We start from the raw sequence: 12,683 nt of genomic DNA on the forward strand, positions 1-12,683 counted from the left end.
TATTCTAGCACGCGAGGAGAGAAGGGGAAAAAAGAAAAAGCTCATCCGTTCGAATGAGCACTACTTTTTTTGAATATGATCGATAAAATCATGAAGTTCTGTGTAATCCACGAGGTTCTGATTACAAATATCAGCATCCTGGCATATATAATTGCCTCGTTTCGTAAACGTTCCCTGTACAGCTCCCTTTGTTTCAGAAAGGAACATTCCTACTTCTTCAAGGCCGTTGCAAATCGCGCAAATTCCCTTTTGGTGAATCGGTGTAAACGTTCCGTAAACGCCGCTTAGTTTTCCGTTTCGCTCCGTTACGATGTATTTTCGATTTGTTCCCTTGTCTTCCCAGCTCAAATACGTTAATTCTCTTAAATCCGTTTCATGTAAGGAAGGTACTTTTAGTTTTTTCACCTTGGGAAAAAGTCGTTTTATCTGATCTTGGGTCACCGTTTTAAATGGAATCACAAACGCTTTTATATGTTCTAAAAACAGCTCCGCGCTCGTCTTGTCATGTACTGATGCAATCGGCTCTAATAACGCTCTCTGTTCATCTGTAAGCTCTTCGAATTGTCCGTACGTTTTGTCACTAGATAACCCCTTCAATGCCTGTAATACGTTTCGATCATTCACGCTACTGTGACCGTTAATTAAGATCTGTGCTTGTCTTTTTATAAAATGAAATTGATCACTGCGGATAAATGGGTCCATATGCTTCACTCCCTGACGTTCTTTTCATTTTTATTTTATCCCGCTTGTTTTATTTCGTATATACCGAGAACATTTTATAAAAGAAGAGTACCTAACACGAAGAGGCAGAGATTTCTCCCTGCCTCGATGACTACGTCTTCGTATAAACAATTTTTTTGATGGTTTCAACGGAAAGAAAATAGTCATCTGCCAACCGAGAAATTTTCTCTCCATTTTGAAAGGCTTCTCTAATCGCCTCGTTCCGTTCGTCGATCCGCTGACGTTCACCTGAACGAGACCCCCATTTCTCCCGTACTTTTTCTAGCTTTGGAATATAAATGGTCTCACCTTGAATATATTGTTGAATTTCTAAAATTAACTCCTCAGGCAGCACCGTAGCTGCTTTTACATGTTTCATTTCTGCCAGCTCCTTATTTTGTATTGCGAATGAAATAAGGGGCAAAGCCTAGTAGAAATGAGACGTTACATGTATTGGGCGATAAATTCGTTAAGATTCACCCCATGCAAAGTATCGCCTTTTCGTATAGGCTTTGCATGAGTTGTTTGAGTATCAGGTACACAATTTCTTGCTACCATTCCCTCCACCTCCTAAGATGTTGCGCTTTCTAGTATCGTACCATATTTCTACCATTTTCATGAAGATGAAAACACAAAAAGGTAAATTGCTTTTCACAAGCAATTTACCTGATCGTTTCGTTTACAGTCGGTTTCTTAACGCGGTCAATGCAGAACTGAAAGGCATATAGCAAAAGAGCTCGGCCCATTAGCATCCATATATATTGTACCCGTTTAAGGCGAACTAACGAAAAAATTCCCAGCTTTCGAAGAAGCGGATCAAATGTGTACGTGAAGAACAAATGAATGCACAAGTTGACCGCTATAAATAACGGAAAGCTGTGAGCAGTTTTTTTCAATACCCATAGCGATGTGAAAAAGTAAGGTCCGATAATCCAAAGATCTTCGCCGCTCGTTTTTTTCGGAAAGCTTTCAAAAAAAGCCCACCACCTTCTTTTCTTTCCATAGATGTTTAGCCATTTTGTTACGATACTAATCAGAATAGTCGCGGGAAGGTATTTTTTAAATGCACTTTTCCCAAGCAAAGGAAGCGTTAGCCAAGGGAGAATCAAAGCACAGATTAAAAACAAACGCGTGTGTTTCATTTTAACCACCTCTACCCTATTAACGTGTACGCTTGTGGTCATAAATATGTAATGAGGGTAAAAAGACAATCGAAAGAAGCCAGAAAAAAATTCTGGCTCTTCGATCATTATTATCCTCTATACGTAAACGGTGACATCCCTTTGACACCAGGCTTTACTTTATAAAGTCCACCTGCATGAGGGAACGTAGATAGTACATCCTCTTCTGTGCCGATTCGTGCGGTGGTAATGTAAAGCTCGTCTAAATTCTCCCCGCCAAATGTACAAGCGGTTACGTTTAAAGATGGTACTGCAATCTCTTCTAACAGAGTAGCTGTATGAGGATTCCATCTTGATACACGTGAACCTCCCCAATGAGCAACCCAAAGCATTCCTTCAGCATCAATCGTCATGCCATCAGGTGACCCTTCAATATTTGTAAAATCAATAATCGCCTTACGGTTACTAATCTCGCCTAATTCCACATCGTAATCAAATTGGAAGATGTGCTGAGTAGGCGTATCAATATAGTAAAGCGTTTTTTGATCTGGAGACCATGCTAGTCCGTTTGAAATACTCACATTGCCGAGCTTCTTTGTCAGTTCTTGATTCTCATCCAAACAGTATAGACTGCCTTTTCCTTCTGTATCATTAATATCCATTGTCCCGATCCAAAAGCGCCCTGCAGGGTCACATTTCCCGTCATTAAAGCGATTGTTTTCGATATGTGATTCTGGGTCATGTAAAAAAGTAAATTCCCCTGTTTCTATATCAAAAAAATGAAGGCCGTTTTGCATTGCTAGTACAACCCCGCCTTTTTCTCTCGTTACAACTGCTCCAATCAATTCTCCAACAGGATACGTTTTATTTTCTCCTGTTGACGGAGTATACAAGTTCAGCTTTTTCTCCTCAATATCGACCCAATAAAGCTGCTGCGTTTTTTCGTCCCAGCACGGTCCCTCTCCTAACGTTGCATGCGCGTCCACTACTAGTTCTACCTGTTTTGTCATCCGTAAGTCCCCCTCTATGTAGTAAAGCTAAAACAGTATGTAAAGGCCGTTCGCCTTCTCAAGTAAGAAAAGCTTTCCTCCCTCTATTATGTATAACAATAAAGGTTGGCTTTCGTCCATTCATAAAAGTAAATGTCATTCAACGAAAAAAAGTCTTTTCCTTAATCTTCAAAATAATTATAATTGATAAACAAATCAAAGAAAAGAAAAGAGGTTCAAAGGAAATGTTTAATTATGTCATTACCAACGAAATTTCACTGCGACTTGTTCAAAAAGAGGATGCGGAAGAACTATTTAATCTCATGAATCGTTCAAGGGATTATCTGCGCGAGTGGCTGCCTTGGGTAGATAATATGACGTGCCCTGAAGACTACCACGGAATTATTGCTATCTGGCTTGATCAGTTTACGAATAATGATGGATTTCAAGCAGCGATTAGCTATAACGGGCAGATTGTTGGGCTAGCCGGCTTTCATGCGCTTGACTGGCAAAACCATAAAACAACGATTGGGTACTGGCTTGGTGAAGGCTTTCAAGGAAAGGGCATCATGACTCGAGTAGTGAGCGGCATGCTTCGCTATGCGTTTGAAGAGTATGGATTGAACCGTGTTGAAATTCGCTGTGGCGTTCACAACCATAAAAGTCGTGCGATTCCTGAACGATTAGGTCTTGTCCAAGAAGGAATTATTCGTGACGGTGAATATCTCTATGATCATTTTCATGATTTGGTGGTGTATGGTATTTTAGCACGTGAATGGGATGAACGTGTAAAAACACAGGAAAGAGCGTGATAAAATGCAGCCTACGGCTAAACTAGCACCACCAGTAACTTCATCCTCTCTATCCATGTATCGAAAAGGTGTCGCAACCGCTCTTCCCATCGTGATCGGTTATATTCCTATTGCGCTCACTTTTGGTCTTTTAGCGAAGCAAGCGGGCATCCCGGTTTTTGAAACGGGCATGATGAGTTTACTCGTCTTTGCTGGAGCTAGCCAGTTTATGGCGGTCAATATGCTTTCCATTGGAACAGGCGCGTTTGAAATTATATTTGCAACGTTCATTTTGAATTTCCGCCATTTTATTATGAATTTATCCTTGATGAACATACTCGAGAAAACGCCGTTTCACTGGAAGTTAGGGTTATCTGCTCTGCTAACGGATGAAACCTTTGCGATGGCAGCACTTCATCAGGAGCAGGCCTCAAAAAAACGAAGTTATTATTTTTTCGCTGGAATCATGACCGCGTCCTGTGCTTCTTGGGTGTTGGGGTCGGTCATCGGCAGTCTAGCAGCCGATTTCTTTCCGAAAAGCTTAAGTGATAGCATGGGAATTGCGCTGTATGCCATGTTCATTGGACTACTTGTTCCGTCCGTAAAAAAAGAATGGCGCTACGGTGTCATTGCGATTTGTAGCATGCTACTCAACCTCTTATTTTCCATATGGTTAAGCAGCGGTTGGTCAATTGTTTTGGCAACAATCCTTGGAGGAGCCGTCGGCATGCTTCTAACAAGGAGGGAAACTGAATGATTTGGATCGTCATTATCGGCATGTCTATTGCTACGTTAATTCCACGCCTATTACCCGCTGTGTTAATGAACAAAATTGCATTTCCAACGTGGATGAAAAAGTGGCTAGAGACGATTCCCTACGCTGCTTTAGGTGCGCTCATCTTTCCTGGCATTATGTCCGTCAACACGGATCATCAGCTCGTTGGCATCATTGGTGGTATTGTAGCAATTTTACTTGGTTTGTTGAATGTACATATCATTTTTGTAATCGCAGGTGCAATCGGATCGGTTATGCTGTCCAACTGGCTTATCGTACCTCTTCTTTCATAAAATCAAAAAACAGAGAACGCCTAGCGCTCTCTGTTTTTTGATTCGTTATACTGAATGTTTCGCTTCATCCGTTCCGCAATTTTATGGCTGTCTGCATAAGGTTGTTTTTCTAATACCTCGACAATTCGTTTTTGTCGTTCGACAGAGTGGTTTTGGCTAAGCTTTTCCTTTCCTTCAATTCGTTGGATGGAAATTTGAAACCCAACAATTCCTTTTTGAAGACCACGCAAATAGTCTTTTCCTGCCTCTTCAAGTCGATATGTACTTGTCGGACCTTCATACACTGACACCATGTCAGCTAGAGCTGAAGCTACGTCATTAGCATCTTCCATCATCTTTAACGTTCCATACACATGAACGGCTACATAGTTCCACGTCGGAACCGCCTGTGTGGACTCATACCACGAAGGTGATATGTAGGCGTGCGGCCCCTGAAAAAGCACCAGCACCTCTTGATTTTCTGCATCCTTCCACTGTCCATTCGCTCGAGCGAAATGACCATACAGCTGTCTATTTTCTGCATCAATTACAAGTGGCAATTGCGTTGCAGTGGGCACCCCGTCGTGCATAGAAATGACGGTTGCAAAGCTGTATTCATTCATAAATTGAAAAAGCTCTTTTTCTTCGTTCATTTTGAAATACTTAGGTATGTACATGTTCTCTCCTCCCTATCTACCATTATATAGGAGGATTAGCGTTAAAAGGTCAAAGATTTAAGCGAAAACCTTCTTGCCCATTTATTATCATGGTAGTGAGTAATCCGATCTCAACAAACAAGTAAATATTTCGCTGAACGGTACGGTAGGTAATGTGAGGGTTCTGTTTTTTTATATTTTTCATCATGGTTCTGAGCGAAATAAACGTATCTCCGTAATCATTTAAATACGATAAGATCATCGTTCGCTGTGGCGTACAGTTACATCCCTTTTCTTTTAGATAGGTGAGATATTTCGTTTTAAGCATGGTTCTTCTCACTCCATTCTTAAATTTTTAGTCGTTTCGATTTATGTATGTTCATTATAAAATTCGAAATAGAGCATCGACAATAACTCGAATGAGTGATTTTCGTGAAAAACTATGACGAAAACGTGGACAAGTGATAAACTAAAGACGATTTTATACACATGGAACAGCTTTACTGTAAAGTGAGACTAGAAGAAGGTGAACATGTGAGCTACAAACAAATAAAATGGCTTATTTTAATTCTCCCTACCATTACAATTGGCGTCTGGGAATATAGTCGACACGCATTTTTGCTTCCCTACTTGTCAATGGAGGTTGGAAACTTTTTATCTCCCGTTATTGTTTTTACGGTAACTATTATCTTTTTGCTTCGCTTGTTCTCCCTGTTAGAGAAAATGCAGGAGGAGCTACGCCGTGAACGCGCGAAAAAGGTAGCGTTATTAGAACGGGAAAAGCTGGCACGTGAACTTCATGATGGCATTGCTCAGTCGCTTTTCCTTCTCTCTGTAAAAGTCAATAAGTTCGGTCGTCAGTATGACTTGGAATTAAAAGAAGACTTTCAAAAAATGAAGCAGACCATTCAGCACGTACATGAAGATATTCGCCAATCCATTACCAATTTAAAAGAGATTCCAGATAGCGAAGAATTTAAGTGCAGAAACACCATTTCTCGTTATTTAGATGAGCTACAGACTAATTATCAAATGGAGGTTGATTTTCAGTGGCACCTTTCGGAAGAGCGACTGACGACGAAAGAGAAAGTGGAGTTGTTTGCTTGCATAAAAGAAGCCACAATTAACGTGGTGAAGCATGCAAAAACGGATAAAATTTGGATTTTGGCTCGTGAAACATCGTCTGGTTGGCTCTGTGAGGTGCGTGACGAGGGCATTGGATTCGCAAAGGAAACGACAAAAGCGCACGGGTTTGGTCTGCAAATTCTACAAAGTCGCGCAGCTGAAATGAACTGGGTTCTGACGGTTCAAAAAGAACAACAAACAATCGTTCGAATTCAAAAGGAGGACACGTAAATGGATACGTTTCGTCTGCTTGTTGTAGATGACCATCCCCATGCACGAGAAGCAATCCGAGACATTTTAGCCGAGCACGAAGAGTTTATTATTATTGGCGAAGCTAAAAATGGTAAAGAAGCAATTCAATTTGCTCAGGAATGGTTGCCAGATCTTATTTTAATGGATATTAAAATGCCCGTTATGGACGGTCTTGAAGCTACTAAGGTCATTAAGAGACAATTCCCAGCTGTTAAAATTGTCATGATGACCGTATCTGATGATATTACGGATTTATTTGATGCTTTGAAAAAAGGCGCACAGGGTTATTTATTAAAAAACATTCAATCTGACGAGTGGATTGAATACTTACGTGCCTTTGCTTTAGACGAGGTGCCAATGTCAAAGGAAATTGCGTTTCGGATTTTAAATGAGTTTCCGCAAAAGAAAGCTACTCAGGAGACGCCGCTTTCTGTACGAGAACTAGAGGTTTTACAGCTTGTAGCAAAGGGCATGTCAAACCGGGATATTTCAACCCATCTATATATATCTGAGCATACGGTAAAAAGCCATCTAAAGAACATTTTAGGAAAGCTTCATTTAGAAAATCGCGTCCAGCTCACTAGCTATGCGTATGAACAAGGTCTAATGAACTAAAACCCACCCCTGTCCAAAGAAGGTTTGCCATAAAAGGATATCCTTCTATATAATAAACATGGAGAATGATTAATAACTAAATTAACAAACATCAGGTGAAAAAAATGAGAATTGGTTTTTTTGATTCAGGAATTGGTGGTTTAACGGTCTTGAATGAAGCAATAAAGCAATGTAAAGGAGAAGACTTTTTATACTTTGCCGATACGCTTCACGTTCCCTACGGCCCTAAATCAAAGGAAGAAGTACTTGAAGGTGTTAAGCACTCTGTTCAAATGATGGTAGATGAGAACATCAAAGCTCTGGTTATTGCTTGTAACACAGCTACGAGCATCGCGGCAAACGAGCTTCGACGTACATACGATATTCCGATTATTGGCATGGAGCCAGCAGCAAAGCCGGCGATCCAAATTAGTCAACCTTTAGGGAAACGCGTGCTCGTGTTTGCCACAGAGCTCACATTGAAGCAAACGAAGTATGCAGAGCTTATTACGGAGATTGATCACGATTCAATCGTTGACTCCCTTCCGCTTCCTGAGCTCGTGGAGTTTTGTGAGCAATTGAATTTTGATCAAGATGAACTAACGGCGTTCTTTCAAAAGAAGCTTGCACACTTTGATTTAAGTCAGTACGGAACGATCGTTCTTGGCTGCACACATTTTCCTTATTTTAAGTCTGTATTAAGACGTTTCCTGCCACCACACATCCAGCTCGTTGATGGCAGTGCTGGAACAGTTAAGCAGTTGAAACACGTGCTGTCTGCGCAGAGCATACTTAACACAGAAGGAACTGGTCACATTAAGTTCATGTGCTCGACTCACGACGTGGATTATATAATGAAAATGCAGCAGGGGTTAGCCGTATTACAAGGCATGGAGGAAGAATAGGTAAAAAGCATTCAGAGCAATTGCTCTGGATGCTTTTTCTTTTCCATTAGCAATTACAGATCATCATTACATTGCCATCAGGGTCTTGAATATTGAACCAAGCTGTTTCTTCTACGCGCTCAATTTCTCTCGTAACGATGATATTATGCTGTTTAATATAACTGTATGCCTCATCGATATCAGGCGCATAGAAGTTAAAAATAGGGTTAGATGACGGTGTATGGATGAAATGTGGATCAAAGGTGTGGTCGTCTAGCGTAAGTGACGTGCTCCCAACGACAGGCAGATTGTAAACGGGCGATGATACTTGATCGAGCTGAATGTCCAATCCTAGCAAGTTTCCATACCACTCAGCAGATGCCCGCAGATTCGTAACGTGAATAAAGACCCCGTTCATTTGATTTTTTACAGGTAACGTTTGCTTCATGAGAAGCCCTCCTTTTAAATTTCGTCTTATGTAAGATTCCACACGAACGTACGTTTTCCTTCTTTTATTTCAATACATTTTTGAAAATGATCTTTTCCACAGAGCTATTTAATGGGCTTACAGGAAAGAACCTCTCCGATATTGACCCCACGAAAATACAAAAGGAATCGCCGCCACCTTTACGATAAACGTTTGTTTCATTTTCCCCTAATCTCAATCTACTGAGATTAGCTGTGTAGACGACAAAACCGATCATGACATTACCTATCTTGTATATCGACAAAGTTTACAAAAAGGAAGAGTTTCACTGCAAACTCTTCCTTTCATTCATACAGCTTGTCCTTTTTATAATAGTCCGTTAATAGAATGATTTAAAACCGTTAGATCAAGCGTTAGAAAGAAGAAAAATAACGTATGAATACCCGTAAGCAAAACGAGCTTTTTCGTTGTCATATACACCACCCCTTCTAGTTAAAAGCGATAGTAGAATGATGTAGTATATGAAAAAAGAACTAGAAGGTCACGACTTTTTAACTAGAAGTGAAAAAATCAGCGGTTTGTAGCTAGAAAAAAAGCGAGTATGGCATCCTCCATACTCGCTTTTTTCACTTCAACATGGTGGTTTGTAAAAATTCCTTTGTCCGCGCTTCCTTTGGTTGATCAAACAGCTCATCTGGATGTCCGACTTCAATGATTTTTCCGTCGTTCATATATACCACCCAGTCGGCGACTTCTCTAGCAAAGCCCATTTCATGCGTCACGACTACCATCGTCATTCCCTCTTTTGCAAGCTCCTTCATCGTCGTTAACACCTCTCCCACAAGCTCAGGATCAAGGGCTGAGGTGGGCTCATCAAACAGCATAATATCTGGTTTCATCGCTAGTGCTCGGGCAATCGCGACACGCTGTTTCTGTCCCCCTGATAGCTTGCTAGGATAGACGTTCGCTTTATCCGCTAATCCTACTTTTTCAAGAAGCGCTTTTCCTTCTTCAGTAGCCTCTCTTTTCCCCATTTTCTTTACATGAATCGGTGCCTCAATAACGTTCTCTAACACCGTTTTATGTGGAAAAAGATTAAAGTGCTGAAACACCATACCTACTCGCTCCCTAATTTTGTTCACATCGTTGCGAGATAAATCCACTTCTTCATTTTCAATCATAATCGTTCCATTATCCTTCTTTTCTAAAAAATTCAGACATCGAAGCAGCGTACTTTTTCCCGATCCACTAGCTCCGATTAAGCAAACAACATCACTTTCAAACACGGTTAAATCCACGTCTTTTAACACATGAAGATCACCGAATGATTTATTTAGCTTTTCTACTTTAATCATCTCTTTTGCTTCCGTCATGGTTCTTCCCCCTCTTTAATCACTTACGGCAAGTTTCTTCTCGATTATGTTCACGACAATCGTTAAAATGGCGACTAACACGAGGTAATAGATGGCGACAATTAATAAATAGGTCATTTCATCAAAATTATTGGAGCCAAGCGTCGTGGAAACGTTAAACAGCTCATTCATGGATATAAAGGCGGCAAGAGAAGAATCCTTCAAGCCAATAATAAATTGATTTCCAAGCGGTGGAAGAGCACGGCGAAAGGCTTGAGGTAAAATGATGCGGCGCATGGTTAAGCTAGCAGACATTCCAAGCGAACGCCCTGCCTCCATTTGTCCTTTGTTGACGGCTTGAATGGACCCACGGAAAATCTCAGCGATATACGCTCCGTTATGAAATGCTAGCGCAAGAGATGCTGCCCAAAAATCAGGTAGCAAAAATAATCCGCTTATACCAAAATATAAAATAAAAATTTGAACGATTAGCGGTGTTCCCCTCACTAAATACACGTATGCATCGGAAATCCACGCTAGTATTTTAATGTTTGAGATTTTCAGTAACGCGAAAAAGAGACCGATGATAATTCCAAATATAATCGATACGACCGTTAATTCTAACGTAATAAGCATCGCATCGAGAAAAACCCCTTTGCTTTCAATTAGTGTGGAAAATAAATGTGAAAAACTTGGCACGTTTCTCATCCCCCTCGCTATTTCTCTGGTTTTTCAGTAATGTCTTCTCCGAAATATTCAATGCTAATTTTCTTTAACGTTCCATTTTTACGAAGCCTCTCAAGTGCTTCGTTTACACGCTTCACTAGCTGTGGGTTATCTTTTGGCATAACAACAGCCTGCTCACTTCGTTCAATCAGCTGTTTAGGAACGATTTTAAACCCCTCTTTTTTTGCACTTCGACCCGTTACAAAGTCGGTTATAACAGCATCATGTCGACCAATGCTTAATGCCTTCAAGGCGGTTATGTCACTATCGTATTGCTTAATATTATTTGTATATCTGGCGGCTGTAGCCGCATATGTAGAACCCTTCGCAACCGCAACCTCTTTTCCTTTCAAGTCTTCGACGGTTTTAATATCACTGTCAGGTCTCGTAAAGACTTGCGGTCCTGAATAATAGTAAGGTGTTGAAAATAGCACCTGTTTGCTTCGACCAGGGTTAATAGTATGACTGGCCACTGCTGCATCAGCGCGTCCTGTTTTAATTCCTTCTACGATGCCTTTAAATTTAATTCGTTTTTGCACAGGTTCTAGTCCCAATTCGTGTGCGATCGCTTCACCAACGGCAACGTCAAATCCGGTCATGGTTAAATCTTTATTTCGAACGTAGCTAAACGGCTTAAATTCTCCTGATGCGGCAAAGATAAATTCGTTTTTATGAATTAACTTTGTCCCGTCCGCTAGCTCATCTTTTTGGGCGCAACCTGTTAAGATGACCGCGACTCCTAAAAGAAGCACTCCTATCACTCGCTTCATCAATCATGTCCTCCCCCTTTTCGTCTGTATGAGAAGTAGCTTTTAAATCACAGAAACGTCGTCACTACCTTCCCTATAAACTTCCTTTCCCTGCTTTTTTATCAATAAACAGAATATTTTTCCTTTTCACTACACTTTTCGTTTCAGAATAAACTTGAATGTTTTGGAAAAACCGAATACGATAAGGGAAAGAAACCACTTGTATGATAGGGACAGAGAGGGTGAAACAGATGCATACTTACTTTCTTACGAGTGAAAGAATGGGATTTCGGGAAATGAAATCATCTGATCTGCCAAATTTAATGACTATTTTTTCTGATCCAATTGCTATGACGTACTACCAAGACACAAAAACAGAACAAGAAGCGCTTCAGTGGATTAAATGGACCAAACAAAATTATCAAGTATTTCAAACTGGACTATGGGTAGTAGAAGATAAGCAAGAAGGGAATTTTATCGGGTTATGCGGACTTATTCCACATAAAATAGATGGGCAAGTGGAGATCGAGATCGGGTACTTGTTAAAAAGAAGCTATTGGAATCAAGGACTTGCAACAGAAGCTGCGGGTGCTTGCCTAAAGTACGGATTTGATGTATTAAAATTTAATCGCATTGTGTCCCTCATCTCACCAGATCATGCTGCCTCTATTCGTGTTGCACAAAAAATAGGAATGGTACGAGAAAAAATGGTGATCGAGCATGAAAAATGCGTAGAGATGTATGGAGTGAATAAAAATGATTCAACGTTTATCAATGCATGAAAACATAGTAGCAGAACAAGTTCTGGCGATTCAATTACGCGCTTATGCGTTAGAGGCAGCCCTCTTAAATTATCCTGATTTACCTCCGTTAAAAGATTCTGTTTACACTCTTCAAAACACGAATGAAACGTTTTATGGGTATGTGAAAGACAACGAGCTTGCGGGGGTTATTTCAATAGAAGAAAACGAAGGTGTCTATATCATCTGTCGCGTCGCCGTAAACCCTCACTTCCATCGCCAAGGTATTGCACAAGAGCTTTTAAACTTCATTCAAGAACGCTATTCTACTACTCTCGTCGTTACGACAGGTGTTGCAAACACTCCTGCTGTAAGATTATATGAAAAAAGCGGCTTCCAGGAAGTACGCCGTTTTTATATGCCTGACGGATTAGAACTAGTCACGTTTTCTAAATGATCAAAAACCATAAAAAAAAGATCGTAAGTACGATCTTAGTAACAGATTTTACG

At 40.5% G+C, this 12,683-nt stretch carries 18 protein-coding genes; 8 read left to right on the top strand and 10 right to left on the bottom strand.

Annotated elements, in window-relative coordinates; all coding sequences use genetic code 11:
* Positions 1-60: 60 nt before the first annotated feature.
* From AMD01_RS09940 to AMD01_RS09955, 4 genes are all read right to left on the bottom strand, one after another.
* Positions 61-702: a FusB/FusC family EF-G-binding protein gene (locus AMD01_RS09940; protein ID WP_053401250.1), complete on the bottom strand. Its 642-nt coding sequence runs from the start codon at positions 700-702 to the stop codon at positions 61-63.
* A 130-nt stretch (positions 703-832) separates the two neighbouring features.
* Positions 833-1,099: a CD3324 family protein gene (locus AMD01_RS09945; RefSeq protein WP_053401251.1), complete on the bottom strand. Its 267-nt coding sequence runs from the start codon at positions 1,097-1,099 to the stop codon at positions 833-835.
* Positions 1,100-1,382: 283 nt separating this feature from the next.
* Positions 1,383-1,862 (bottom strand): hypothetical protein, encoded by a 480-nt coding sequence (locus tag AMD01_RS09950; RefSeq protein ID WP_157052691.1) that lies wholly within the window; start codon positions 1,860-1,862, stop codon positions 1,383-1,385.
* A gap of 110 nt (positions 1,863-1,972) precedes the next feature.
* Positions 1,973-2,851, bottom strand: coding sequence for an SMP-30/gluconolactonase/LRE family protein (locus tag AMD01_RS09955; RefSeq protein ID WP_053401253.1), 879 nt, complete (start codon positions 2,849-2,851; stop codon positions 1,973-1,975).
* A gap of 224 nt (positions 2,852-3,075) precedes the next feature.
* On the opposite strand from AMD01_RS09955, the gene AMD01_RS09960 reads away from it, so the two are divergent.
* The 3 genes from AMD01_RS09960 to AMD01_RS09970 are packed head-to-tail and all read left to right on the top strand — an operon-like array spanning position 3,076 to position 4,689.
* Complete coding sequence (locus AMD01_RS09960; protein ID WP_053401254.1) at positions 3,076-3,642, top strand: GNAT family N-acetyltransferase; 567 nt, start codon at positions 3,076-3,078, stop codon at positions 3,640-3,642.
* Between the two features lie 4 nt (positions 3,643-3,646).
* Positions 3,647-4,378 (top strand): AzlC family ABC transporter permease, encoded by a 732-nt coding sequence (locus AMD01_RS09965; protein WP_053401255.1) that lies wholly within the window; start codon positions 3,647-3,649, stop codon positions 4,376-4,378.
* The gene (locus AMD01_RS09970) at positions 4,375-4,689 is read left to right on the top strand and encodes an AzlD domain-containing protein (protein ID WP_053401256.1); all 315 of its coding nucleotides are present in this window, start codon (positions 4,375-4,377) and stop codon (positions 4,687-4,689) included. Before AMD01_RS09965 ends, AMD01_RS09970 begins: the two co-directional genes overlap by 4 nt.
* A gap of 20 nt (positions 4,690-4,709) precedes the next feature.
* Here the strand turns inward: AMD01_RS09970 and AMD01_RS09975 are convergent, their stop codons facing one another.
* Complete coding sequence (locus AMD01_RS09975; protein ID WP_053401257.1) at positions 4,710-5,345, bottom strand: FMN-binding negative transcriptional regulator; 636 nt, start codon at positions 5,343-5,345, stop codon at positions 4,710-4,712.
* Between the two features lie 49 nt (positions 5,346-5,394).
* Entirely contained in the window at positions 5,395-5,652 is a 258-nt protein-coding gene (locus AMD01_RS09980) for a transcriptional repressor (RefSeq protein WP_053401258.1), read from the bottom strand.
* Positions 5,653-5,813: 161 nt separating this feature from the next.
* On the opposite strand from AMD01_RS09980, the gene AMD01_RS09985 reads away from it, so the two are divergent.
* The 3 genes from AMD01_RS09985 to murI all read left to right on the top strand — a co-directional run bounded on the left by AMD01_RS09985 (position 5,814) and on the right by murI (position 8,200).
* Entirely contained in the window at positions 5,814-6,680 is an 867-nt protein-coding gene (locus tag AMD01_RS09985) for a sensor histidine kinase (RefSeq protein ID WP_245638924.1), read from the top strand.
* A complete protein-coding gene (locus tag AMD01_RS09990; RefSeq protein WP_053401260.1) occupies positions 6,681-7,316 on the top strand; it encodes a response regulator in 636 nt (211 codons plus the stop codon).
* A 104-nt stretch (positions 7,317-7,420) separates the two neighbouring features.
* Positions 7,421-8,200 (top strand): glutamate racemase, encoded by a 780-nt coding sequence (murI, locus tag AMD01_RS09995; RefSeq protein WP_053401261.1) that lies wholly within the window; start codon positions 7,421-7,423, stop codon positions 8,198-8,200.
* Between the two features lie 46 nt (positions 8,201-8,246).
* Here the strand turns inward: murI and AMD01_RS10000 are convergent, their stop codons facing one another.
* The 4 genes from AMD01_RS10000 to AMD01_RS10015 all read right to left on the bottom strand — a co-directional run bounded on the left by AMD01_RS10000 (position 8,247) and on the right by AMD01_RS10015 (position 11,454).
* Entirely contained in the window at positions 8,247-8,627 is a 381-nt protein-coding gene (locus AMD01_RS10000; RefSeq protein ID WP_053401262.1) for a VOC family protein, read from the bottom strand.
* A 605-nt stretch (positions 8,628-9,232) separates the two neighbouring features.
* Positions 9,233-9,979, bottom strand: coding sequence for an amino acid ABC transporter ATP-binding protein (locus AMD01_RS10005; RefSeq protein WP_053401263.1), 747 nt, complete (start codon positions 9,977-9,979; stop codon positions 9,233-9,235).
* Positions 9,980-9,994: 15 nt separating this feature from the next.
* Complete coding sequence (locus AMD01_RS10010; RefSeq protein WP_053401264.1) at positions 9,995-10,657, bottom strand: amino acid ABC transporter permease; 663 nt, start codon at positions 10,655-10,657, stop codon at positions 9,995-9,997.
* Positions 10,658-10,674: 17 nt separating this feature from the next.
* The gene (locus tag AMD01_RS10015) at positions 10,675-11,454 is read right to left on the bottom strand and encodes a transporter substrate-binding domain-containing protein (RefSeq protein ID WP_053401265.1); all 780 of its coding nucleotides are present in this window, start codon (positions 11,452-11,454) and stop codon (positions 10,675-10,677) included.
* Between the two features lie 260 nt (positions 11,455-11,714).
* Between AMD01_RS10015 and AMD01_RS10020 the strand changes: the two genes are divergently transcribed.
* A complete protein-coding gene (locus tag AMD01_RS10020; protein WP_157052720.1) occupies positions 11,715-12,215 on the top strand; it encodes a GNAT family N-acetyltransferase in 501 nt (166 codons plus the stop codon).
* Entirely contained in the window at positions 12,190-12,630 is a 441-nt protein-coding gene (locus AMD01_RS10025) for a GNAT family N-acetyltransferase (RefSeq protein ID WP_053401267.1), read from the top strand. Before AMD01_RS10020 ends, AMD01_RS10025 begins: the two co-directional genes overlap by 26 nt.
* Positions 12,631-12,683 lie beyond the last annotated feature (53 nt).

The organism is Priestia koreensis (genome assembly GCF_001274935.1).
In the GTDB taxonomy this organism is placed as follows: domain Bacteria; phylum Bacillota; class Bacilli; order Bacillales; family Bacillaceae_H; genus Bacillus_AG; species Bacillus_AG koreensis.

Coding starts and splice junctions, on each gene's coding strand:
- AMD01_RS09940 (WP_053401250.1), bottom strand. CDS start 702: ATGGACCCATTTATCCGCAGTGATCAATTTCATTTTATAAAAAGACAA.
- AMD01_RS09945 (WP_053401251.1), bottom strand. CDS start 1,099: ATGAAACATGTAAAAGCAGCTACGGTGCTGCCTGAGGAGTTAATTTTA.
- AMD01_RS09950 (WP_157052691.1), bottom strand. CDS start 1,862: ATGAAACACACGCGTTTGTTTTTAATCTGTGCTTTGATTCTCCCTTGG.
- AMD01_RS09955 (WP_053401253.1), bottom strand. CDS start 2,851: ATGACAAAACAGGTAGAACTAGTAGTGGACGCGCATGCAACGTTAGGA.
- AMD01_RS09960 (WP_053401254.1), top strand. CDS start 3,076: ATGTTTAATTATGTCATTACCAACGAAATTTCACTGCGACTTGTTCAA.
- AMD01_RS09965 (WP_053401255.1), top strand. CDS start 3,647: ATGCAGCCTACGGCTAAACTAGCACCACCAGTAACTTCATCCTCTCTA.
- AMD01_RS09970 (WP_053401256.1), top strand. CDS start 4,375: ATGATTTGGATCGTCATTATCGGCATGTCTATTGCTACGTTAATTCCA.
- AMD01_RS09975 (WP_053401257.1), bottom strand. CDS start 5,345: ATGTACATACCTAAGTATTTCAAAATGAACGAAGAAAAAGAGCTTTTT.
- AMD01_RS09980 (WP_053401258.1), bottom strand. CDS start 5,652: ATGCTTAAAACGAAATATCTCACCTATCTAAAAGAAAAGGGATGTAAC.
- AMD01_RS09985 (WP_245638924.1), top strand. CDS start 5,814: ATGGAACAGCTTTACTGTAAAGTGAGACTAGAAGAAGGTGAACATGTG.
- AMD01_RS09990 (WP_053401260.1), top strand. CDS start 6,681: ATGGATACGTTTCGTCTGCTTGTTGTAGATGACCATCCCCATGCACGA.
- murI (WP_053401261.1), top strand. CDS start 7,421: ATGAGAATTGGTTTTTTTGATTCAGGAATTGGTGGTTTAACGGTCTTG.
- AMD01_RS10000 (WP_053401262.1), bottom strand. CDS start 8,627: ATGAAGCAAACGTTACCTGTAAAAAATCAAATGAACGGGGTCTTTATT.
- AMD01_RS10005 (WP_053401263.1), bottom strand. CDS start 9,979: ATGACGGAAGCAAAAGAGATGATTAAAGTAGAAAAGCTAAATAAATCA.
- AMD01_RS10015 (WP_053401265.1), bottom strand. CDS start 11,454: ATGAAGCGAGTGATAGGAGTGCTTCTTTTAGGAGTCGCGGTCATCTTA.
- AMD01_RS10020 (WP_157052720.1), top strand. CDS start 11,715: ATGGGATTTCGGGAAATGAAATCATCTGATCTGCCAAATTTAATGACT.
- AMD01_RS10025 (WP_053401267.1), top strand. CDS start 12,190: ATGATTCAACGTTTATCAATGCATGAAAACATAGTAGCAGAACAAGTT.